The following is a 23,741-nucleotide window of genomic DNA, read 5'->3' as shown; positions in this document are numbered from 1 at the left end:
GGTTAGGCTCCATCTTGATGTCCTTATGCGACTTGATTTTCAAATAAATGTAAAGTGATTACACTTAACCAAACCGTTTGATTTGGGCGGAATTGGTGCAGTTTCGCTTCATCTGCGGTGAGTGCAATTTCAATCAAATTCCCTTGACGATCTTGCAATTCTGCAACTACTTTACCAGCAATCCAAACCTCACGTAAGAAGGTCGCTTGAATGGTATTTTCCTGTGGTTGGGCATGAATATGCAACTCATCTGGACGTGCAAATGCAATCACTTTGCCTTGAGGCGCATTCGGTTGATTGAGAAGTTGTACGCGATCTTCACCAATTTGCACAATCCCTTGATGATGTTGTCCTTCAAAACGGTTGGCTTGACCTAAGAAGTCAAATACAAACGGAGTTGCAGGCTGTTCATACACTTCACGCGGTGAACCAATTTGTTCGACATTACCTTTGTTCATGACAATAATTTGATCGGCAACTTCGAGTGCTTCTTCCTGATCGTGGGTCACGAAAATTGAAGTGATGTGTAATTCATCATGCAAAGTTCTTAACCAACGACGTAATTCTTTACGCACTTTGGCATCAAGCGCACCAAAAGGTTCATCCAATAACAATACGCGTGGTTCTACCGCTAAGGCACGTGCCAAAGCAATACGTTGACGTTGTCCACCCGATAATTGTGCAGGATAACGGTCTGCTAAAAAGCTTAACTGTACCAAGTCGAGTAAACGCATAACACGCTTTTTAATCTCGGCTTCTGAAGGTCGGGTTGCACGTGGACGTACCCGTAAACCAAATGCGATATTGTCAAATACGGTCATGTGGCGGAATAGGGCATAGTGTTGGAAAACGAATCCAACTTGACGTTCGCGCACATGCACATCGGTTGCATCCTGACCCTCTAATATCACTTGCCCACGATCTGCCGACTCTAATCCTGCAATAATACGCAACAAGGTGGTTTTACCACAGCCTGAAGGCCCAAGCAGCGCCACCAGTTGGCCATCTGGAAAATCGAGGGAGATGTCTTTAAGTGCATGGAATGCACCAAAATTTTTTTCAATATTTTTAACTTGAATACTCATGCGGTCACTCCTTAAGAAACAGTTGAATCTTCATTGCGTTGGTTTTGCTTTTCTTGGCGAATTTCAGCCCAAGTTTTTAAAATCAGGGTCACAATCGCGAGAAGTGCCAAGAGAGAGGACACCGCAAACGCAGCACTAAAGGTATATTCGTTATAGAGAATTTCGACGTGCAGCGGTAGGGTGTTGGTTTCTCCGCGAATATGCCCCGATACCACAGATACCGCGCCAAACTCACCCATTGCGCGGGCATTACACAGAATCACGCCGTAAATTAAACCCCATTTTATATTTGGCAAAGTGACTTTCCAGAAGGTCTGCCAACCCGATGCACCTAATACAATCGCAGCTTCTTCTTCCTCTGTGCCTTGCGCTTCCATTAAAGGAATCAATTCACGCGCCACAAAAGGTACAGTAATGAAGATGGTGGCAATCACAATTGCAGGTACGGCATATAAAACTTTGATGTCGTGTTCCATCAACCAGCCGCCCATCCAACCTTGTGTACCAAAAATCAGGACTAGCATTAAACCTGCAATGACAGGAGAAACTGAAAAAGGCATATCAATTAAGGTGGTGAGAATCGACTTACCACGGAAATTGAATTTCGCCACTGACCACGCTGCGGCAATACCAAATACCACGTTTAAAGGTACGGCAATGGCTGCAGTGAGTAAGGTTAATTTCACTGCCGATAAAGTGTCAGGATGCACCAATGCTTGTGCATAGACACCAATGCCTTGTTTAAAGGCTTCTACAAAAACCAAAATCAGCGGCAAAATCAGACAGCTTAAGAAGAAAATGAAGGCAATTGCAATCAGGGTATAGCGTACCCAAGTCGGTTCACGTGTTGCATCGCGTGATTGTAGTTTTTCAGCCAAAGCATTGCTGTTGGTATTTAAACTCATCGTGCAGTTCTCCCTGTGCGACGACTTGCCCATGCTTGTAATAAGTTAATTAAGAACAGCATGACAAAAGAAATCAGCAACATCACCACAGCAATTGTGGTTGCACCTGCGTAGTCATATTCTTCTAAACGAGAAATAATCATTAAGGGTGCAATTTCAGTTTTAAATGGTTGGTTACCTGCAATGAAAATCACCGAGCCATATTCACCCACGCCACGCGCAAATGCGAGGGCAAAACCTGTAATCAGTGCAGGCAATAAAATAGGGAAAATCACTTTGGTGACAATTTGAAAGCGGTTAGCCCCTAGCGCAGATGCTGCTTCTTCCAACTCGGTTTCTAAGTCACTGAGTACGGGTTGCACGGTACGCACAACAAATGGAATACCAATAAAAATCAGGGCAAGGGTAATCCCGATAGGGGTATACGCGACTTTAATGCCTAATGGTTCTAAATATTGTCCAATCCAGCCAGTCGGTGCGTATAAAGAAGTCAGGGCAATACCCGCAACTGCAGTAGGCAATGCAAAAGGTAAATCGACCAAAGAATCTATAATACGTTTGCCCGGAAAGCTGTATCGTACCAAACACCATGCCAATAATAAGCCGAAGACGACATTAATAAAGGCTGCAATGAGCGCAGCGCTAAAACTGAGTTGCAAAGATTTTTGGATACGTTCTGAACTTAAAATTTCCCATAAACCATCCCAACCGATACCCAGCGATTTAATAAATACAGCCGATAAGGGAATAAGAACAATTAAGGATAAATACGCTAGGGTAAAGCCTAGAGAAAGACCAAATCCTGGCAGCACTTTGGATCGCTGCGACATGATGACTCCTCAAAAGAGAGAATGAGTGTTTGAAAACAAACAGATAAAAGTAAAAGATAAATTCGGCACAAGCATAATTTGCGAAGATTAAATTGCAAATTTGAATAAATACTTGTTGTTATTAGAAATACTGATATGTGATTGCATATTTTCTGCAATCAAATAATCATAAATTTCAGGAAATGCCCCAAAGCCTGATGCAACATTAATATGACCCACTTGTCCTAAATTAATCGGTGTTAATTGCCATGCTTGGGCAAGTGCCTGTGCATCTGCAAAACTTAGCCACGGGTCATTTTCACTGATCAATAAGCGTGTCGGTACAGCCAATTTAAGTTGCTGAAAATAAGCCGAATAATTGCTTTGGCTGTGTTCTGCAAAACCAGATTCACCAAAACGGGCAGGGTTAGCAGGTGCAACCAAAACCACATTTTTAATTTTCGCCTGCAATTTAGGTTGCTGTGCTAAGGCTGCCACTGTGGTCAGACAACCAAAGCTGTGCGCCACAATTTGAATATCGTTCTGAATCGGGGCAACTGTTTTGACAAATTCAGCAACCCAGTTCTGTAAAATTGGGCTATTCCAGTCTGACTGTTGTACACGCGAGCAAGACATGAGTTGTCGTTGTAACCAAGATTGCCAGTGCGCATATTCACTGCCACCTACACCTGGAACAATTACGGTATGAATCATGTCGATGCTCCTTCGCATATTTCAGCCTGAAATAATGATCTGAATAACGCTTGAATATGAATTGAACCCATCATTTTCAGCTTTGGCTGTGATCACTTGGATTCAAAACTCAGTAAGATAATGCTGTAAAATTCATGTTTTAAATAATCTGCAACAAGGATAACTAGAGTTTCTATGCAAAAAAAATAATTAAAAATGAATTTTATATGAATAAAAGAGATATATGTGAATCAGGTAAAAATGCGTTTGTGAAAACACCCGCATTTTTCAATTTGGGTGTTTTCAGCTAGAGCTTTGGTATGATTTACCTTGTATCTTAGTTTGTATAGTGATTAGCTATCACTATATGAAAATTGTAGAGCTTGTGTTCTACCTAAAACTTCTAAGTTTGTCCGAAAGAGTAAGTCTACAATTTTCCCCTAATTACTCCTTTCAACTCTGAACGGTAACTAAGCACTTTGATGCTGTATTCACAAGGTTAGATCGTGATTAGTGAGTAATTAAAACACTATATGGATTGTAGAGGTACACATGATTACATTGGGTATTGATGTCAGTAAAGCCAAAATTGATTGTTGTATTTTTCCTTCTGGTCTAACTGGAAAGAGAAAAACCAAAAGGTTTGATAATGCACAATCTGGTTTTGTTAAACTCGTAAAGTGGTTAACCGAACTAGATGTTAATTTATCAGACACTCGGGCTGTAATGGAAGCTACATCGGTATATCATGAGAATCTAGCTCATTTTTTATATGATATGCAATTAACAATATGTATCGCTAATCCTGCAAGAGTTCGAGCGTTTTCAAAAGGATTATCAATGCTAAATAAAACAGATAAAGCAGATAGCGAAGCTCTCGTCTATTATGCAAATACTGTTAAGTTAGCAACATGGCAACCTGAGAAAGAAAATGTAAGAATATTAAAGGCTTTAATAAATAGATATGCAGTTCTTGAAGAAGACTTGCAACGTGAAAAGAATCGTTTAGAAAAGGCTCAATCTACTCAAACATTTCCACAAGTATTACTCTCAATTAATATTCGTATTCAACAACTTGAACAAGAGATTATTAGATTGGATGAAACGATCTCTAGTCATGTAAATGGTAATTCAGAGCTAAAAAATGATCTTGCTTTACTAACTACTATTCCAGCAGTAGGAAGGAAAACTGGATTGCTCATGCTAGGGTTATTACGCTCTCATCACTTTGAAAAAGCAAGTCAGGTCGCAGCTTATGTTGGTCTAGTTCCTATACATTTCCAATCTGGCAGTTCGGTCAATAAACGAAGTCGTTTATCAAAAGCAGGTGATAGTAAAATACGCTCTAGCCTATTTATGCCATCTATAGTTGCACTTCAATATAATCCCCATATTAAGGCACTGTATCAGCGACTACGTGAAAAAGGAAAGCCTAAAATGCTGATTGTTAGTGCTGCAATGCGTAAGTTAGTACACCTATGCTATGGTGTATTAAAACATCAAACTGCTTATCAAATATAAGGTAAATAATTACTAAATTAGGTTGACAGCCAAGACGGTATCTTTCGGAGTATTATTTGGTTTGGTTGGCTTTGACAATCTGATCGAAAATGCCATCATTTTCAAAGTGTTGCTTCTGAACTTTGCTCCATCCACCAAACTCTTGATCAATCGTCACCAACTTCAATGGTTTAAATTGCGACTTATATTGTGCCAACACCGTAGCATTACGTGGTCGGTAATAATTCTTCGCAGCAATGTTTTGACCCGCAGGCGAATAGAGATAGTTTAAATAGGCTTTGGCTAAGTGTTGATTGCCATCTTTTTGCACATTTTTCTCTACAATCGCCACAGGCGGTTCAGCCAAAATAGATAGAGAAGGCGTGATGATCTCAAATTTACCCGGTTGTTCACGCACGGCTAAATAGGCTTCATTTTCCCAAGCTAACAAAACATCACCAATGCCACGTTCTGCAAAAGTGGTGGTTGAGCCACGTGCGCCTGAATCCAATACTTTGGTTTGTTTATAAATTTGGCGAACAAACTCTTGCGCTTTAGCATCATTGCCCGCAGGTTGATGTTTTGCCCATGCCCACGCTGCCAAATAGTTCCAGCGTGCACCGCCAGATGTTTTTGGATTTGGAGTAATGATTTCCACACCAGGTTTGACCAAATCGCCCCAATCTCGAATACCTTTCGGGTTGCCTTTACGCACTAAAAATACAATTGTGGATGTATAAGGGGTCGAGTTGTGCGGAAATTTCTTTTGCCAGTCTTTAGGTAATAGACCGCGTTTAGCAATTTCATCAATATCGGCAGCCAGTGCCAAAGTCACGACATCGGCACCTAGACCATCAATCACCGCACGTGCCTGTTTGCCCGAACCGCCATGTGATTGTTTAAAGTTAATGTTTTGCCCGGTGGCTTTTTTCCAGTACGCACCGAAATCTTTGTTAAAGTTATCGTATAATTCACGGGTTGGATCGTAGGAAACATTCAGAAAGTCTTTTGCAGAAACGCTCAAGGTTGTTGCCGAAAGTACTGCCGCCAGTAGTCCAATTTTCAGTTTTGTAAAGTTCATGTTTGACCTCAGGTATTAAATCTGTTGTTGAATGAGGCAAGCATATCGGTAGTCTATTTGCTGAAAAAATAATTTAAAATGCGGTGAATATCAGTAAATGATAAATATAAATTTCTTCATTGTTTTCTATATTTAGAGATAAATAACGAGTACTTCTTCCATGCAGTGTTATAAAAATGCCAAGCCTACCGAGCAGATTCATGTGTTAGATCGCGCGTTTCATTATGGTGATGGATGCTTTAGCACTGCACGTTTTCGCCAAAATCAAATTGAATTATTTGACCGCCATTTGGCGCGTTTGCAATATGCCAATCGCCAACTTTCTTTAAATGCCAATCTTGAGTTAATCACTGAAACGCTGACAATTTTAAAGCAGGCGCATGGCGAGTTAAATGGTACTTTGAAGATTGTTTTAAGTCGTGGTGTGGGGCAGCGTGGCTACAGCTTGCCTGATCATCCTGCCGATGTTTGGGTGTTTTTCTATCCACAAGTACAAGCGGCTTTAGATACGGCATATCATTATGACATCATTCAAAGTGGCATCTTGGCACAAGCGATTGGACTAAGCATGCCGAATTTAGTTGGGCTGAAAAGTCTAAACCGACTTGAACAGGTATTGCTCAAACAAGAAGCCGATCAAAAAGGCTGGACAGAAGCTTTGGTTACTGATGTACAGGGCAGTGTGGTTGAAGGTGTGAGTAGTAATTGTTTCATTCGTATAAACAATACATGGATTACCCCGCAACTTGGTTATAATGGCGTGCACGGTGTCATGCGGGCAGAAATTTTATCGCGCATGCAACAACAGAATTTGCATTGTGAACAGCGTGATGTTCATGTTTCGGAAATTGCGCAGATTCAAAGTCTGTTTTTCTGTAATGCCTTAACGCCCATGAAAATTGTCAGCCATTTAGGGCAGCAGGTTTTAGATGTGCAGCCGTGTGTGGAACTATTTAAGCAACTTCAACTGAATCAGATTCATTCTTATGTCTAAGCGTCCATCAAAATCTAAAAAGAAAACCAAACCTATATGGTCTAAGCGTGCTATTCAGGGTGCGCTTATTTTTGTACTCGGACTGTTTTTGGTCATTGGCATGATCTTATGGTCAAGCTTATTTAAAGATTATCCTATTGAAGGCAAAAAACAATTATTGGCCATTAATGATGGTGATACTTACTCACGTTTTATTGATCGTTTGGCAGAACAAGATCATGTGAATTTTCCAATTGTTTTAAAACTCTATCAACGGGTGATGATTCACGACAGCATGAAAAAAGGCGTGTATGAAGTTCGTCAGGGTATGAGTGTACGTCAGGTTATGGAAATGATCGCCAATGCTGAAAATGCACAAATGAACCGTATTTTGGTGATCGAAGGCACGACTTTTAAACAATTGATTGATGCGTTAAAGAAAGATGAGTTGGTCACCAAAGAAGTGTCGCATTTGCCATATGATCAAATGCTAAAAGCTTTAAATATTCCTTTTACACATCCCGAAGGTTTATTTGCGCCGAATACTTATTTCTTTGCCAAAGGTGAAACTGACCGTAAAATATTAACCGATTTATATCAGCGTCAAATGAAATCATTGGATGATGCTTGGAATAATCGTGCAGCAGATTTGCCCTATAAAAATAAATATGAAGCTTTAATCATGGCATCTATTATTGAAAAAGAAACCAATGTTGATGCTGAATTAGAGCAGGTTTCGGGTGTGTTTGTACGTCGTTTAAAACTGGGGATGCGTTTACAGACTGACCCAACCGTGATTTATGGTATGGGAGATCGTTATCAGGGCAATATCACCCGTCAGGATTTGCGCACTCCAACGCCATACAACACCTATACCATGAGTGGCTTAACGCCAACACCAATTGCTTTGCCAAGTCAAAAAGCCATTGAAGCGGCTATGCATCCAGACCAATCTGACAATATTTATTTTGTCGCGACAGGTAACGGTGGGCATAAATTTAGCACCAATTTGCAAGATCATAACCGTGCCGTACAGGAATATTTAAACGTACTACGCACAAAAAAATCAGGGGAATAAGCATGTTTATCAGTTTTGAAGGTACTGAAGGGGTAGGCAAAACTACACTTATTCGCCGTATTCATGATTATTTTACTGCACAAGGTCAGTCGGTGGTTTTAACCCGTGAACCGGGTGGAACCTCTATGGCAGAGCAAATTCGTGCTTTGTTGCTCGCGGTCAACCATGAAGAAAAAATGTGTTCAGACACTGAGTTATTGTTGATGTATGCAGCGCGTGCCCAGCATTTAGATCAGGTGATTTTACCTGCGTTGGTTGTAGGGAAAACTGTGCTATGTGATCGTTTTAGCGATGCCAGTTTTGCTTATCAGTGTGCAGGACGTGGTTTGAGTGAAAGCAAGTTGCAGACTTTAAATAATAACTTTGTTGCACGTATGCCTGACTTAACTTTTTGGCTCGATGCACCGATTGAACTGGGTATGTCCCGTGCACGGACGCGTGGTGAACTTGATCGTTTTGAACAAGAGAAAGCAGCTTTCTTTGAGAAAGTAAGAGGTGGCTATCAAACTTTGTGGGAGCGACATCCTGAGCGGGTGAAACGCATAGATGCAACACAAAGCCCTGATCAAGTATTTGTACAGGCAATGAGCTATCTACAAGCGAAGGTATAACAAACAAATGCATAACAAGCCAATGGGTCATAGTTATGCATTTGATTGAATGGAAAAATCTTCTATAGTGGAAATGCTTTAGAAGATTTTTTTATTTAAAAATAGCGAATAGTAAGTATGACCAAAGAAGAAATTATTGAATTTTTAAAAGTTGAGTTTCCGCAAAGTCTGGAAAAATGTGAAATTGTGTCCATCACGCCACGTGGGGCATTGGTGAATTATCACATCGATGAACGTGATTTACGCCCAGGCGGCACAGTATCGGGGCCGACCATGATGACCGTTGCTGACTATGCACTTTATATCGCCATTTTAGGGGAGTTGGGTTTGGTGGCTTTGGCGGTCACTAGCAACTTAAACATTAACTTTTTACGCAAGCCAGCAGCAGGACGCAATTTGCGTGGTGAATGTCGCTTAATGAAAGTTGGTAAAAACCTTGTAGTCGGTGAAGTTTGGGTATATTCCGAAGGTGTAGATGATGCCGTGGCGCATGTAACAGGGACGTATTCGATTCCACAGATTGGCTGAGAATAAAGTCAGCTTTATCTTAATTTTAGTTACTTATATTTACCATGTGGTTACATATGTACACATACCACATGAAAATCAGGGTTTGATTGGTTAAAAAATAATCACAAATATTTCATTTTATGTTTTTCATATAGATCAAATCTGCTTTTGTCTAAGCTAGCAACCCGTAAGTAATAAAACAAGGGAGCTAAATGCTTAAATTTAAGAACAATATTGTTCATGGAGCAATCTTTGATATGGATGGAACAATGTTTGATACTGAACGATTACGGTTTCAAACATTGAAGCAGGCATCTCAGGAGCTCATTGGCGTTGAATTTTCAGACGTATACCTCATGCAATGTTTGGGTTTGAGTGCAAAGAGCGCTGAACAACTGGCTCAAGCAGAATATGGTGCAGACATTCCTTACCGTGAGATCCGTCAGCGTGCTGATGAACTAGAACTAGAAAGTGTGCGCAATTTTGGTGTGCCCATTAAAAAAGGTTTGTTGCAGGTATTAGAGCGGTTACGAAAGTCTGGCTTGAGAATGGCGGTTGCTACGTCTAGTCGTCGTGCCATTGCCGAAGAATATTTGATTAATGCCAATGTCTATAAGTTTTTTGATGTATTAGTTTGTGGCGATGAGGTGCAACAGGGCAAGCCACATCCTGAAATTTTTATAACAGCCGCACAAAAAATTAATCTAGAACCCAGCGAATGTTTCATGCTGGAAGATTCTGAAAATGGAATCAAATCTGCACATGCAGCGGGTGGCATAACCATACTATTTCGGGATATCAAAAAACCTAATGCTAATATGTTGTTACTCACGCAGCATTATTACGCAAGTATGCAAGCTTATTTAGATGACTTAAATCAAGTTATTCCTGTATTGGAAATGCCGAGTTTACAAGAGGCCTTCCCGCAAACTTTAAATCAGTTGAGTGTGGGGATTCATGGTTTTGGTGCAATAGGTGGGGGCTATTTGGCCCAAATTTTATCGCACTGGGATGGCTATACCCGTCCTAAACGTATTTATGCTTCTACACGGAATACCTTATATCGTTCTGCAGTAAACGCCTTTGGAACGTATTCAATTCGTTATGGACAATGTTCTTATGATGAACGAATTGAAAATATGCACATCATTGATGCGGAGAACTTGCAGCAGATGCAGCAAATGTATGTGGAGTCGAGCCTAATTGCATTATGTTTGCCTGAACATGCTTTACAGCAAGAGGCTAAAGTAATTGCGCAGGGCTTATATGCCCGTTTTATAGCGCAATTTGAACTCCATCAGCCTTTAACTATTTTGGTAATTTTAAATAAAGTTGGGGCAAAACAGCTCTTGATGACGCATATTCATCAGGCGTTAGAGGCGTTGTTGGATCCCGATACGGCAGCCAAAATTATGGCGCAGCATTATTTTTGCGATACTGTCGTAAATAGAATGGTCTCTAAATTAAGCGATCAAAACTTATATCGCCAATTACGCATCAAGTATAATATTTTTAAGCAATTTCAGTTGGATGACGAAGCAGAGCCAATTGAAATTGAAGACAATACTCGATTGCAGCCTGAGCAAGAGCGTCAAGCCACCTTATATGTAGAAGATTTAAGACGCAATTTTCAGCCCAGTCACATTTTGCAAAGTATGGATTTAATTTTATTTCATGCTGAAAGTGACATGCCTATTTATGTGGAAAATGCCAGTCCATTATTGCAACACATGCGTCAAATGATTTTGGTAGATGATATTGCCGAAATCCAACTCATTAAAAATCGTTTATGGAATGGTGTACATGCCATGATGGCTTGGTTATCCAGTTTAATAGGGCATAACAGTATTGGTGTCGCAATGGCAGATCCATTGGTTGCAGATTTTACCCGCGCTGTTTCGGCACAAGTAGCGTTGGGATTAGCTGCACAGTTGCCGCATCGTCAGCAAAACTTAAAGCATCTGGCACAGAGCTTTCTGGACTCATGTGAACATGCCTATAAAGACCCGTGTCAGCGTGTGGCACGTGACCCTTTGCGTAAACTCTCAGCCAATGAACGGGTGATGGGTGCTTTGATTTATCATCTGCAGCATGATTTAGCTGCAAATTATGTGCAGAAAGGAGTGGTGTTGGGCTATCTGTATGCAATTAAAATGCAGCAGTTGGGGACTCAAGCAGCATTACAGCATTTGTCAAAACAATTGCAAAATGCGCCTATATACGAACAGACACGGCAGCAATTGCAGTACACAATTAGCCACCAATTACAGCAACTATTGGCTGGTCAAGTTCGCTTAGAAGCATTTATTCAAGATGATACTCAAGTTGCAGCCGTAATCTAAAACTCAACTTGATGAATTCTTGGGGGGAGGTTTAGTAAGTTAACGTCATCATATTCAAAATGATAAAATACCGAATCGTGTTATGGAACACGATTCGGTGCTTTCTTGCATTAGAATTCGAATGCACTTTATTCACAGATACTTTTATGCAAATGCTGTTGTGTAACAAGCAATCAGATCACTCATTCACCAATGGGGTTTCCACTTGGAAGTTTGGTGGAATAAGCACAGTTTTACGCAATTCAGGCGCAAGTTCAGGATAATCTAGCGTGAAGTGTAAACCGCGTGATTCCTTACGTTGCATGGCACAGCGCACAATCATTTCCGAAACTAAAACCAAATTACGCAGTTCAATTAAGTTTTTACTGACTTGATAGTCCTGATAATACTCGGTGATTTCACGTTTCAGCATTTCAATGCGGTGCAAGGCACGCTCTAAACGCTTGGTGGTGCGTACAATGCCGACATAGTTCCACATGGTTGCGCGTAGCTCATCCCAGTTTTGTAAAATCACCACATCTTCGTCAGGATTCGTCACTTGCGAATCATCCCAAGCAGGAACTTCAGGCGAGCTATAATCTGCAGTGTAATGGGCTTCAATATGTTTGGCGGCAGCCATTCCATAGACAAAACATTCTAAAAGAGAGTTACTTGCCATACGATTAGCACCATGTAAACCTGTATAAGAAGTTTCACCAATCGCATATAAACCAGCAATATCGGTTTGGCTATGTTCATCCACCATTACTCCGCCACAAGTGTAGTGGGCAGCAGGTACAACAGGAATCATATCGGTAGTGATATCAATGCCCAATTCCAGTAAACGTGCATACAGCGTTGGGAAGTGTTCTTTCACAAATTCTGCAGGTTTATGGGTGATGTCTAACCACACATGACGAATACCTAAGCGTTTGATTTCATAGTCAATCGCACGTGCTACAATGTCGCGTGGCGCCAATTCTGCACGCTCATCAAAACGCAGCATAAAACGCTCACCATCGGGTAAACGCAAATATGCACCTTCACCACGCATGGCTTCAGTAATTAAAAACGAACGTGCTTGAGGATGATACAAACAGGTCGGATGGAATTGGTTAAATTCCATATTTGCCACACGGCAACCCGCACGGTATGCCATCGCCATACCATCACCTGTAGCAATGTCTGGGTTAGATGTATATAGATAGGCTTTCATTGCACCACCGCAGGCAAGTGCGGTAAATGGCGCAAGGAAGCTATGCACTTTTTGTGTTTTTTCATCTAATGCATATAAGCCCAAAGCGCGATTGCTTTCATTTAAACCTAATTTTTGCGAGGTAATTAAGTCAATCGCAATATAATTTTCAAAAATGGTGATGTTTTGCTGTTCTTGGGCACGTTGTACCAAAGTGGTCGAAATTGCGCGCCCCGTTGCATCGGCAGCGTGAATGATACGTCGCTGTGAGTGACCACCTTCACGGGTTAAGTGCAATTGTTCTTGTTCATCTAAAGTAAATTGCACACCTTGTTTCAGCAGAAAATCTACCGAAGGTTTGCCGCCTTCTACGGTTTGCTTGACGGCATCCATTTCACATAAATGAGCACCTGCAATCATAGTGTCATCTATGTGTTGTTCAATTGAATCTGTTTCATCAAGAACTGCCGCGACACCGCCTTGCGCGTAAAAGGTGCTGGCTTCAGTAAGGGTAGATTTCGCCAAAACGGCAATATTGAAATGCTGGGGTAATGAGAGCGCTAAACTCAAACCTGCACCACCACTTCCCACAATAATCACATCAAATTGATGTGTTGTGTTTAAATTAGGCATGTCCATCAGCTAATTTGAAAAAAGTTGGATAATGACACCCCTTTTTACAGAAAAAGGCAAGTGCGAAGTGGATTTGAATAATGAAAAAAAAGAATAAACTGGCAACTTTTATGGAATATCCCACTTTTATTGTGATTCGATTCCACGCTTTTCATTTATAGCACTTTGGCGCATCATTTTTGATGGGTCAAATATAAGATGCTATCTCAGCTATCCTCCACAGTGCCTGCCAAACCGTAATTGAAAAAGATTCAACATTTTATTACGCAAAAGCCTATTATTTTGTGCTAAATAAGGTGAGTTCAAAGTCATAATTATTATTGAGTGAATGCTATTTATGAAAAATCGCAACTTAAAAAAAGGTTTATATGCGGCTGTTTTTACTATGGCAACTGTGCAGACTCAAGCAGCACCACCAGTAGACTTTTCTAATTTGGTTGAGCAGGTTAGTCCTGCGGTGGTGAGTGTCAATGTTGTCAAAAAAATGAGTCAGGAAGAACTCTTACAACAACAAGTTCCAGAAATTTTACGCCGTTTTTTTGGCAATCAAGTGATTATTCCTCAACAGCAAATTCCACAAGAAAAAACAGGTTACGGCAGTGCCTTTTTTATCAGTAAAGATGGATACCTTTTAACCAATCACCACGTTGTTGAAGATGCTTCTAAAGTTACCATTGTACTGAATGACCGCCGTGAACTTGATGCAACTGTCGTGGGTAGTGATGAACGTACCGATGTCGCGTTATTAAAAGTGCAGGGCAGCAGTTATCCAGAACTGCGTACAGGTAATGTCGATCAATTACGTGTAGGTGAGCCTGTGCTTGCGATTGGATCGCCATTTGGTTTTGACTATTCTGCATCGGCAGGCATCGTGAGTGCCAAAATGCGTAATATGATGGGTGAAACTTCAGTGCCATTTATTCAGACCGATGTGGCGCTTAACCCGGGTAACTCAGGCGGGCCGTTATTTAACCAGCGCGGTGAAGTGGTTGGTGTGAACTCCCGTATTTTTAGTGGTACAGGCGGTTATATGGGCTTGTCATTCTCCATTCCTATTGATGTTGCCATGGATGTTGCCGATCAGTTAAAGCGCAACGGTAAAGTGACTCGTTCTTATTTAGGGGTGAGTTTGCAAGATATTGACCGCAATTTGGCAGAATCTTATAAACTCAGCAAGCCTGAAGGTTCTTTAATTACTCAAGTTGCACCAAATTCACCTGCGGCACGTGCGGGTTTACGTGCAGGCGATGTAATTCTTAAATACAACGGCACACCTATTTCCAGAACGTCTGAATTGTTGAACTATTTAAACCGTTCAGTGCCAAATCAAAGTATTCAGCTTGAAGTATTACGTGATGATAAACGCCGTAATATTACCGCTACGGTGAGCACAGCACCTGATGACACGCCTGCTAAAAACAACCCTGATACCGCAGCCAAAGGCCCTGTTTTAGGGGTGTCGATTCGTGATTTAAGCGTGGCAGAACAACGCCAATTAGATATTAAAGGCGGTGTGCTGATTCAGGAAGTGCGTCGTGGTGGTTCGGCAGCTCAGGCACGTATTATGCCAGGTGATGTGATTGTGCAACTGAATAACACCACTATCCAAAATGCCAATCAATTTGTTGAAACTGTCTCTACCTTGAAACAAGGTACAGTTGCGCGTGTGGTGATTATTCGCCAAGGGCAACGTGCGATTATTGGCATGCGTATTCAATAAGTTGATGTGGCATAAAATCGTAAATCTATCTAAAATTTAGAATCTTGCTAAACTTTAAATAGCCACTTATTTTAAGGAAGTCGCTCTTGAATTAGGGCGACTTTTTTATGTAACTCGGTATTTTTGTTAGACTAGACCGACATCGCCGTTTTAGTTAAAAGGATGACATGAGCAGCATATTTGATTTAAAAATCACCGTACAGCCAGAACATATTGATATTTTAGGGCATGTCAATAATGTGGTGTATGTGCAGTGGATGCAGGATGTAGCATCGGCGCATATCGAAACATTAGGTTTAGGGGTGCTGGAATACTTAAAACTAAAACATGCGATGGTGGCGGTGGAACATCATGTGCAATATCGTAAAGCGGCACTCGAAGGTGAGGAGCTGATTTTGCGTACATGGTTAAGTGATTTGAATGCGTTGTATTCATTCCGCCAATATGCGTTTTATCGCCCTCAAGATAAAAGTCTGCTGTTTATGGGCAATACACAATGGGCTTGTGTGGAAATTGCTACAGGTCGTCCAAAACGCATGTCACCGACATTTACGCAAGCCTATCAACCCCTTGCTGCTGATGTGAATCCGTTGGATTTTAGTGAGTATGATTCATTAAGATGAGTTGAAGCACCAAGTGTAGCGTCATTGAAAGTTGCTGCATGTTATTGCTGTCGATGTTGTTAAAGAGGGTATTCACCTGTTTCAAATAGCATGAAGTATTCTTCAATTCTCACTTTAATTACGACACACATCTCTGCATAAAAAGCCTAAAACTCTCGAATAAAAAGAAAAACGCGTGAGGCTGCAAAAGGAAGTCATTATTATGGATACATTGAAAAATCCATCTGCTATAATCCTTCGCAATTTCTATTCGGCTTTTGCTCTGCATGAATTTTGAGGTGCAGAGCGTGTTATTTTTCAAGGTAACCCATGGCGCAAGCTAAAAAAACTGTTGATATTAAAAACATCCGTAACTTTTCGATCATTGCCCATATTGACCATGGTAAATCGACTCTAGCAGATCGTTTCATTCAAACCTGTGGTGGTTTACAAGATCGTGAGATGCAAGCTCAGGTGTTGGATTCTATGGAGCTTGAGCGTGAGCGTGGGATTACCATTAAAGCCACCTCGGTGACTTTATACTACAACCATCCAAATGGTCAGGAATACCAATTAAACTTCATTGATACCCCAGGACACGTTGACTTTTCCTATGAAGTATCACGTTCTTTGGCAGCCTGTGAAGGTGCGCTATTGGTGGTTGATGCGGCACAAGGGGTAGAAGCGCAATCAGTTGCAAACTGCTATACCGCAATTGAGCAAGGCTTAGAAGTTTTACCTGTACTGAATAAAATTGATTTACCGCAGGCAGAACCTGAGCGCGTGATTCATGAAATTGAAGAAATTATTGGTATCGAAGCGCAAGATGCACCAACCTGTTCGGCTAAAACTGGTTTAGGCATCGACAATGTATTAGAAACCTTGGTGAATGTCATTCCAGCACCACAAGGTGACCGCGATGCGCCATTGCAAGCCTTAATTATTGACTCATGGTTTGATAACTATTTGGGCGTTGTGTCGTTGGTACGTATCAAGCAAGGTCGTGTGCGTAAAGGCGATAAAATGTTGATGAAATCGACAGGTCAAACGCACATCATTACCTCAGTTGGTATTTTTAATCCAAAACATACCGAAACAGGTATTTTAGAAGCAGGTGAAGTTGGCTTTGTTATTGCGGGTATTAAAGATATTTTCGGTGCGCCAGTCGGCGATACCATCACACTTGCAACGACACCAGAAGTAGAAACCTTACCAGGCTTTAAAAAAGTTAAGCCGCAGGTTTATGCGGGTTTATTCCCAATTGATGCCAGCGACTTTGAACCGTTCCGTGAAGCATTGCACAAACTACAAATTAACGACTCAGCATTGTTCTTTGAACCTGAAAGTTCAGATGCTTTGGGCTTTGGTTTTCGTTGTGGTTTCTTGGGCATGTTGCACATGGAAATCGTACAAGAGCGTTTAGAGCGTGAGTACGATTTAGACCTAATTTCATCAGCTCCAACGGTTATTTATGAAGCTGTGATGAAAAATGGCGAAACGGTTTATATCGACAGTCCATCTAAAATGCCTGATGGTTCAACTGTAGAAGATTTGCGTGAACCGATTGCGGAATGTCATATTTTAGTGCCGCAAGAATACTTGGGTAACGTCATGACCCTATGTATTGAGCGTCGTGGTGTGCAAAAAGACATGAAATTCTTGGGTAACCAAGTGTCTATTACTTTTGAAATTCCAATGGCAGAAGTCGTGATGGATTTCTTTGATAAATTGAAGTCATGTTCACGTGGTTTTGCATCGTTAGATTATAACTTTGTGCGTTTTGAAAGTTCATCTTTGGTTAAAGTAGATGTACTGATTAACGGTGAAAAAGTTGATGCCTTAGCGATGATTTGTCACCGTCAGGATGCACGTCACCGTGGTATTGCCTTGGTTGAAAAAATGAAAGACTTGATTCCGCGTCAAATGTTTGATGTGGCTATTCAGGCTGCCATTGGTGCACAAATTATTGCGCGCTCAACCGTGAAAGCGATGCGTAAAAACGTACTTGCGAAGTGTTATGGCGGTGACGTTTCTCGTAAGAAGAAACTGCTTGCCAAGCAAAAAGAAGGTAAGAAACGTATGAAGCAAGTGGGAAGTGTTGAAATCCCGCAAGAAGCTTTCTTGGCCGTACTTAAAGTCGAACGCTAAAATTATAAGGATAACAAGCCCATGGATTTTGATTTTAATTTGATTCTCGTTCCTGCCACATTATTTTTTATTGCGGTGTGGCTGCTCGATAAATTTGTATTTAAACAAAGAGCGACGAAAGGGCGAGGCAATGAAAACTTCATTATCACATGGGCTTATGATTTTTGGCCTGTTTTGGCAGTGGTGATGGTACTGCGTTCATTCCTGTATGAACCATTTAATATTCCGTCAGATTCTATGGTGCCAACCTTAGAAACGGGCGATTTTATTTTGGTGAACAAGTTTGAATATGGCGTGCGTTTGCCAATTATTAACAGCAAAATTATAGATGTGGGTTCGCCTGAGCGTGGCGAAGTTGCGGTGTTCCGTTATCCACCACAACCAAGCATTAGTTATATTAAGCGTATTGTCGGTTTACCAGGCGATCATATTGTTTATGATCATGGTCAGCTGAGCATTAATGGCGAGAAAGTAACGAAAACCCCAATCCAGTTTAGCCGTGAAAAAGACAGTCTAGATACACCTACTTCAATTTACCATCAGGAAACTTTAGGGGCGCATACATTTACCATGCGCGAGCTTGAAGGTGTAAACGTGGCGCGTCAGGCACCATTCCTGAACTATGTAGACAATGGTAAATATTCAGCAGAAAATGGTTTATATTGGGAAGTCAAAGTACCTGAAGGTCATTACTTCGCGATGGGGGATAATCGCGATCAAAGTGCTGACAGTCGTTTTTGGGGTTTTGTACCAGAGGAAAACCTAACAGGTCGTGCATTCTATGTGTGGATGCATAAAGAGCCTGGGTTTAATTTGCCGTCATTTAGTCGTAACGGCAAAATTGATTAATACAGCAGATTAGGAAAATAAAAAATGCGTCATCAACAAGGGGCATCCTATATTGCAATTTTAATTGCAATTATTGGTTTTGCATTTATGGCAAAAGTGGCAATTGCGGTTTGGGGACCATATTTCGATGATCGAATGTTGGACAATCAAATTGAAGAGCAATTGTTGAATGGGCCAAAAAACCTATCACCACAAAAGTTTATTGGTGAAATGGACAAGCGTTTAAGCATGAACAACATTCGCGATATTAAATTTGCAGATGTAGCTCAAGTGACCAACGTAGATGGTTTAGAAGTGAAAAAAGAATATGAAATAAGAAAACCTTTCTTATTGAATATTGATATTGTAATGAAGTTCGAGAAAAGTTTTGATCAAAGCTCAGTCCAAGCTAAATGAGACCCGTCTAGCCAGCCGAATCGGTTATCAGTTTAAGCAACCTGAATTGCTTAAACTGGCTTTGACTCACCGCTCGGTGAGTCATAAACACAATTACGAACGTCTGGAATTTCTAGGCGATTCGTTATTGGGAATGATTGTTGCCAATTATTTATATGTGGCTTATCCACATGAAAATGAAGGGCGTTTAACGCGCATGCGGGCAACACTGGTACGTCAGGAAGCCTTAGGCAAAATTGCCAATGATTTAAAGCTCAGCCAAAATTTAATTCTCAGTACGGGAGAATTGAAATCTGGCGGTCATCATCGTGAGTCTATACTGGCAGATACCGTAGAAGCGATTATTGGCGCTATTTATGTCGATAGCGGTGATTTGAATTTGCTGCAAACGATTGTGCTAAAATGGTACAGCCCTTATTTAGATCATATTGAGCCAACTGATCAACTCAAAGACCCTAAATCACGCTTACAAGAGTATTTACAAGCACGTAAAAAACCTCTCCCGGTTTACGAGGTTGTAGATATTCAGGGCGATGCACCGAATCAGCATTTCATTGTGGAATGCCGAGTCGATAGCTTACCTGTAATGAAGGGTGAAGGTTCAAGCCGTCGCTTTGCCGAGCAGGCAGTTGCGGCAGATATTTTAAAATTCTTGGAGCAAAAGTCTGAATGACCATCCATTCCGATCACGTAGATGCTGATCACGAGTCGAATAACGACGCCAATGACCTAATTAACCAATTCTTTAGCGGTCAGGGAACTGAAATTCCATCTGATTTCCGCAGTGGTTTTGTTGCGATTGTTGGTCGCCCGAATGTGGGTAAATCGACCCTCATGAACCACTTATTGGGTCAAAAACTATCCATTACTTCACGTAAACCGCAAACCACACGTCACAAAATTGTGGGAATTGATTCACGTGAAAAATCTCAGGCTGTGTTTGTAGACACACCAGGGATGCATAAAAAAGAAGTCCGTGCCATCAACAAAATGATGAACCGTGCTGCATCATCTGCTTTGCGTGATGTGAACTTGGTTTTGTTTGTGGTGGATGCACAAAAATGGACGCAAAATGATGAGTTAGTCCTAGAAAAGCTGAAAAATGCAGAAATGCCAGTGATTCTGGTGATTAACAAACTCGACACTTTTGAGAATAAAAATCAGGCTTTGCCGATTATTCAAGAACGTGCCAAGTTAATGAACTTTGCCGAAATTGTACCTGTATCGGCATTGCGCGGCGCGAACCTAGATCATTTGCGTGACACGATTGAACGCTATTTGCCATTCCAGCCACCGTTGTATTCGCTAGATCAAATCACAGACCGTTCAGAACGTTTCTTAGCATCTGAAATTATCCGTGAAAAGATCATGCGCCAATTGGGCGAAGAACTGCCTTACGATTTAACCGTGCAAATCGAATCATTTAAAACTGAAGATGCGGTTTTAAATGAAAAAACGGGTCGTATGAAAGCACCATGTACCTATATTGATGCCACTATTTTTGTAGATCGCTCTGGTCAAAAAGCCATTGTGATTGGTGAAAAAGGCGCGAAGCTGAAAAAAATTGGTATGGATGCACGGGTCGACATGGAAAAAATGTTCGAGCAAAAAATCATGCTGACGCTTTGGGTGAAAGTCAAAGGTGGTTGGTCTGATGATGAACGTGCATTAAAAAGCTTAGGATATAGCGATATCTAAGTTTGACGAAAAGGGAACTGTGATGATGAAAGTGTTGGCCATTGTGGCATGTATGTTTGTCTTGCAAGGTTGTATTCACAAAGTTGTGACAGTTCCCGTAAAAGTTGCCTACAAAACTACAAAGGGTGTGGTGAAAGGCACTGCTGCTGTAGTTGGTGCTGTCATTCCAGATGGTGATGACGAAGAAAAATCCAAACAAGAATCCTCTAAAGAACAGGATTAATTGACGCTATCATGCGTAATGAAATCTTGCATGGTTATTTAATCCATCATCGAAAATACCGCGAACGTAGCCATATTGTGCACTTGTTTACCCGCGAACATGGGCGGGTTGATGGTATTTTAAGACAAATGCCACCGCCACAATATCAACCGATTCGCATACAAGCTTCGGGAAAATCAGACCTTAAAAATTTCACCAAGCTGGAAATTGTCAATCAACCGGTTTTCTTCTTTGGTGATGCATTTTTTTCAGGCTTTTATTTAAATGAAATCGTGCTGCGCTTATGTTCTGCCGAAGTGGAAATGCCAGAAACTTTTGTGCAATATCACCAGACTTTGGCGCATTTACAACACTTATCTAGTCAGGAAAATCCCAATCTATTCTTAAGACAAATTTTGCGTCAGTTTGAACATACTTTATTGGAAGAATTAGGCTATGGGATTGATTTTTCAGTCGATGCGAACCAAGAGCCGATTCAGCCCAATCTACATTATCATTTTCAACTGAATGATGGTTTTATCCCCACCGCGCAAGTATCACGAGCAAATTTGCTTGGCGCACAGATCCTGAGTATGTGCGACTATGAAAAAGGTAGGGATTTTAACCCAGAGCAGTTACAATTACTGTCTCGGCTGTATCGACAAATGATTAGTTCACTGTTGGGTGATCGACCTTTAAAAAGTCGCCAATTGTGGATTCAGAATTCTCAAACCCAAGCGTAATGTAGGAACCTATTATGGCTTTACTCGGTGTCAATATTGACCATGTGGCAACTTTAAGACAAGCGCGTGGCACGAACTATCCAGACCCTGTGAAGGCCGCATTAGTTTGTGAACAGGCGGGTGCAGAGGGGATTACTTTGCATTTGCGTGAAGACCGTCGTCATATTCAGGATGATGATGTGCGTCGTATGCGTCCGTTGCTAAAAACTCGTATGAATTTGGAAATGGCAGTTACTGAAGAAATGATCGAGTTTGCCAAAGAAATTCGTCCACAGCATGTATGTTTGGTACCTGAGCGCCGTGAAGAAGTAACCACTGAAGGTGGTTTGGATGTAGTAGGCAATTTTGCAGCAGTTAAGGCCGCTACTCAGGAATTAACAGCAATTGGCTGTGATGTGTCACTGTTTATTGATGCAGATCTTGCACAAATTGATGCGGCCGTTGCATGTGGTGCACCGACCATTGAAATTCATACAGGCGCGTATGCCAATGCAGAAAATGAAGCTGCACAGCAAGCCGAATTGACCCGTATTGTTCAGGGCGTAGAATATGCAGCTAGCCGTGGCTTAGTGATTAATGCAGGGCATGGCTTGAACTTGGACAATGTAGGTGCAATTGCCGCTATTCAACACATCCATGAGTTAAATATTGGTCATGCTTTAATTGGTGATGCTGTATTTGTCGGCTTGGAACAGGCTGTTAAACGCATGAAAGCTGCGATTGATGCAGCGCGTTAATCTGCATATTTAAAATTGAAAGATAAAATTTGAAACGTTATGTCCAGCATAAATTATGATGAATTGATGCAGCCTGTGATAGCATTTTTAGGCTGCGAAACACCCAAAGAATGGTTGAACGAAGCATTAAATAATTTAGATATTTTGATGCAAGATCATGCTAACTGTGAGAAAAAAGCAGCAGGCACAGCCATGAATCTGATGTTTCGTTACAGCTTTTTTACCGATTTGCAGGTCAAACTGGCACAGTTGGTACGCGAAGAAATGCTGCATTATGAGCAGGTGCTAGAGTTCATGGCAAAGCGTGGGCAAATGTGGCAGGGTTTAAGTGCAGGGCGTTATGCAGGCGGTTTACGTAAAGAAATCCGTACCTATGAACCTGAAGCACTAATTGATGTTTTGGTGATAGGTGCCTTTGTAGAAGCACGTTCATGCGAGCGGTTTTATGCGCTTGCGCCATTGGTAGATGAAGAATTAGGTAAGTATTACCGTTATTTACTGAAATCAGAATCACGGCATTATGAAGATTATTTGGCACTGGCTTTGGATGTAGCAAAAACAGCAAAACTGAAAAACCCTGAAGAAGATATTCAGGGGCGAATTCAGCATATACGTGAAGTGGAAAAGAATCTTATTTTAAGTCCAGATGATCTGTTCCGTTTTCATAGTGGTGTGCCTGTGCAAGCCGCTTAAAACTTGTAGATGATCTAAGATAGAAAACGGAACTTCGGTTCCGTTTTTTTATCAATCAAGTTATTGCTTAGGTATTTTGATTGTGGATTGTTGCCTAAGTCACTTAGAAATGATCAAGGCTAAGATTAGGAATTACATTAAGCTGAATTGCCCAAAACAGTTACATTCATCTTTTTGAACGATTAAGGCATGAATCGCTGCTTGGTTATTTACAGACCACATCATCCATAAATTTTAGGCAATAAAAAACCCAAGTCGTTATGCTTGGGCTTTTTAGAATTTGGCTCTCCCACCTGGGCTCGAACCAGGGACCTGCGGATTAACAGTCCGTCGCTCTACCGACTGAGCTATGGGAGAATCTGAATGCGATTATAAGCAGATTTAAGCAAGGGTCAAGCATAAATTGTCATGTTTCTTTCATTTTGACTTTATATGCTTTTTATTTGAACAAAAAACAAAATTTTATTAAAAAATCACCCACAAGACTTGCGTTACACAAAATCGGTTGTTAGTCTGAGTGACAGAACAAAGCGTTTAAGTAGCATCTTAAACAGTGTGG

General features: G+C 41.1%; 23 protein-coding genes and 1 tRNA gene. 17 read left to right on the top strand and 7 right to left on the bottom strand.

The window, feature by feature from the left end:
* Window positions 1-23: 23 nt before the first annotated feature.
* From F947_RS02465 to F947_RS02450, 4 genes are all read right to left on the bottom strand, one after another.
* Window positions 24-1,085 (bottom strand): sulfate/molybdate ABC transporter ATP-binding protein, encoded by a 1,062-nt coding sequence (locus F947_RS02465; protein WP_004971754.1) that lies wholly within the window; start codon window positions 1,083-1,085, stop codon window positions 24-26.
* A gap of 11 nt (window positions 1,086-1,096) precedes the next feature.
* Complete coding sequence (cysW, locus tag F947_RS02460) at window positions 1,097-1,990, bottom strand: sulfate ABC transporter permease subunit CysW (RefSeq protein WP_004971751.1); 894 nt, start codon at window positions 1,988-1,990, stop codon at window positions 1,097-1,099.
* A complete protein-coding gene (gene cysT, locus F947_RS02455) occupies window positions 1,987-2,820 on the bottom strand; it encodes a sulfate ABC transporter permease subunit CysT (RefSeq protein ID WP_004971748.1) in 834 nt (277 codons plus the stop codon). Before cysT ends, cysW begins: the two co-directional genes overlap by 4 nt.
* Before the next feature lie 87 nt (window positions 2,821-2,907).
* Window positions 2,908-3,513: an alpha/beta hydrolase gene (locus F947_RS02450; RefSeq protein WP_004971746.1), complete on the bottom strand. Its 606-nt coding sequence runs from the start codon at window positions 3,511-3,513 to the stop codon at window positions 2,908-2,910.
* A gap of 531 nt (window positions 3,514-4,044) precedes the next feature.
* Between F947_RS02450 and F947_RS02445 the strand changes: the two genes are divergently transcribed.
* Window positions 4,045-5,013, top strand: coding sequence for an IS110 family RNA-guided transposase (locus F947_RS02445; protein WP_004971744.1), 969 nt, complete (start codon window positions 4,045-4,047; stop codon window positions 5,011-5,013).
* Window positions 5,014-5,065: 52 nt separating this feature from the next.
* On the opposite strand, the gene F947_RS02440 is transcribed toward F947_RS02445, so the two are convergent.
* Entirely contained in the window at window positions 5,066-6,073 is a 1,008-nt protein-coding gene (locus tag F947_RS02440) for a sulfate ABC transporter substrate-binding protein (RefSeq protein ID WP_004971740.1), read from the bottom strand.
* Between the two features lie 160 nt (window positions 6,074-6,233).
* Here F947_RS02440 and pabC point away from each other — a divergent pair, with 160 nt between their 5' ends.
* From pabC to mtlD, 5 genes are all read left to right on the top strand, one after another.
* Window positions 6,234-7,067 carry an aminodeoxychorismate lyase gene (pabC, locus tag F947_RS02435; RefSeq protein WP_004971738.1) on the top strand — a complete coding sequence of 278 codons (834 nt, stop codon included), beginning with the start codon at window positions 6,234-6,236 and terminating at the stop codon, window positions 7,065-7,067.
* Window positions 7,060-8,124, top strand: coding sequence for an endolytic transglycosylase MltG (gene mltG / locus F947_RS02430; protein WP_004971735.1), 1,065 nt, complete (start codon window positions 7,060-7,062; stop codon window positions 8,122-8,124). The genes pabC and mltG overlap by 8 nt, the downstream gene beginning before the upstream one ends.
* 2 nt (window positions 8,125-8,126) lie before the next feature.
* Window positions 8,127-8,735 (top strand): dTMP kinase, encoded by a 609-nt coding sequence (gene tmk / locus F947_RS02425; protein ID WP_004971733.1) that lies wholly within the window; start codon window positions 8,127-8,129, stop codon window positions 8,733-8,735.
* 117 nt (window positions 8,736-8,852) lie between these two features.
* Window positions 8,853-9,263, top strand: coding sequence for a PaaI family thioesterase (locus F947_RS02420; protein WP_004971730.1), 411 nt, complete (start codon window positions 8,853-8,855; stop codon window positions 9,261-9,263).
* Window positions 9,264-9,457: 194 nt separating this feature from the next.
* The gene (gene mtlD, locus F947_RS02415; protein ID WP_026438305.1) at window positions 9,458-11,587 is read left to right on the top strand and encodes a bifunctional mannitol-1-phosphate dehydrogenase/phosphatase; all 2,130 of its coding nucleotides are present in this window, start codon (window positions 9,458-9,460) and stop codon (window positions 11,585-11,587) included.
* Between the two features lie 178 nt (window positions 11,588-11,765).
* Here the strand turns inward: mtlD and nadB are convergent, their stop codons facing one another.
* Window positions 11,766-13,400, bottom strand: coding sequence for an L-aspartate oxidase (nadB, locus tag F947_RS02410; protein ID WP_035310664.1), 1,635 nt, complete (start codon window positions 13,398-13,400; stop codon window positions 11,766-11,768).
* Between the two features lie 331 nt (window positions 13,401-13,731).
* Between nadB and F947_RS02405 the strand changes: the two genes are divergently transcribed.
* The 11 genes from F947_RS02405 (at window position 13,732) to miaE (ending at window position 23,182) form a co-directional block, all read left to right on the top strand.
* A complete protein-coding gene (locus F947_RS02405) occupies window positions 13,732-15,114 on the top strand; it encodes a Do family serine endopeptidase (RefSeq protein ID WP_004971727.1) in 1,383 nt (460 codons plus the stop codon).
* A gap of 167 nt (window positions 15,115-15,281) precedes the next feature.
* Window positions 15,282-15,737 carry an acyl-CoA thioesterase gene (locus F947_RS02400; RefSeq protein WP_004971726.1) on the top strand — a complete coding sequence of 152 codons (456 nt, stop codon included), beginning with the start codon at window positions 15,282-15,284 and terminating at the stop codon, window positions 15,735-15,737.
* Window positions 15,738-16,046: 309 nt separating this feature from the next.
* Window positions 16,047-17,864, top strand: a complete 1,818-nt coding sequence (gene lepA, locus F947_RS02395) for a translation elongation factor 4 (protein WP_004971725.1) — start codon at window positions 16,047-16,049, stop codon at window positions 17,862-17,864.
* 21 nt (window positions 17,865-17,885) lie between these two features.
* Complete coding sequence (lepB, locus tag F947_RS02390) at window positions 17,886-18,713, top strand: signal peptidase I (RefSeq protein WP_004971724.1); 828 nt, start codon at window positions 17,886-17,888, stop codon at window positions 18,711-18,713.
* 24 nt (window positions 18,714-18,737) lie between these two features.
* Entirely contained in the window at window positions 18,738-19,109 is a 372-nt protein-coding gene (locus tag F947_RS02385) for a DUF4845 domain-containing protein (RefSeq protein WP_004971723.1), read from the top strand.
* Window positions 19,081-19,782 carry a ribonuclease III gene (gene rnc / locus F947_RS02380; RefSeq protein ID WP_004971722.1) on the top strand — a complete coding sequence of 234 codons (702 nt, stop codon included), beginning with the start codon at window positions 19,081-19,083 and terminating at the stop codon, window positions 19,780-19,782. Before F947_RS02385 ends, rnc begins: the two co-directional genes overlap by 29 nt.
* The gene (era, locus tag F947_RS02375; protein ID WP_004971721.1) at window positions 19,779-20,807 is read left to right on the top strand and encodes a GTPase Era; all 1,029 of its coding nucleotides are present in this window, start codon (window positions 19,779-19,781) and stop codon (window positions 20,805-20,807) included. The genes rnc and era overlap by 4 nt, the downstream gene beginning before the upstream one ends.
* A 22-nt stretch (window positions 20,808-20,829) precedes the next feature.
* Window positions 20,830-21,030 carry an NF038104 family lipoprotein gene (locus F947_RS02370; protein WP_019837686.1) on the top strand — a complete coding sequence of 67 codons (201 nt, stop codon included), beginning with the start codon at window positions 20,830-20,832 and terminating at the stop codon, window positions 21,028-21,030.
* 8 nt (window positions 21,031-21,038) lie between these two features.
* Window positions 21,039-21,752 (top strand): DNA repair protein RecO, encoded by a 714-nt coding sequence (gene recO / locus F947_RS02365; protein WP_026438306.1) that lies wholly within the window; start codon window positions 21,039-21,041, stop codon window positions 21,750-21,752.
* A gap of 11 nt (window positions 21,753-21,763) precedes the next feature.
* Window positions 21,764-22,489, top strand: coding sequence for a pyridoxine 5'-phosphate synthase (gene pdxJ / locus F947_RS02360; RefSeq protein WP_026438307.1), 726 nt, complete (start codon window positions 21,764-21,766; stop codon window positions 22,487-22,489).
* Between the two features lie 39 nt (window positions 22,490-22,528).
* The gene (miaE, locus tag F947_RS02355) at window positions 22,529-23,182 is read left to right on the top strand and encodes a MiaE family protein (protein ID WP_004971715.1); all 654 of its coding nucleotides are present in this window, start codon (window positions 22,529-22,531) and stop codon (window positions 23,180-23,182) included.
* 281 nt (window positions 23,183-23,463) lie between these two features.
* On the opposite strand, the gene F947_RS02350 is transcribed toward miaE, so the two are convergent.
* Window positions 23,464-23,539, bottom strand: a tRNA-Asn gene (locus tag F947_RS02350).
* Between the last annotated feature and the right edge of the window lie 202 nt (window positions 23,540-23,741).

Source organism: Acinetobacter towneri DSM 14962 = CIP 107472 (assembly GCF_000368785.1).
GTDB lineage: Bacteria > Pseudomonadota > Gammaproteobacteria > Pseudomonadales > Moraxellaceae > Acinetobacter > Acinetobacter towneri.
Note: the sequence above shows the minus strand (reverse complement) of the source record. Positions and strands in the feature narration are given on the sequence as shown.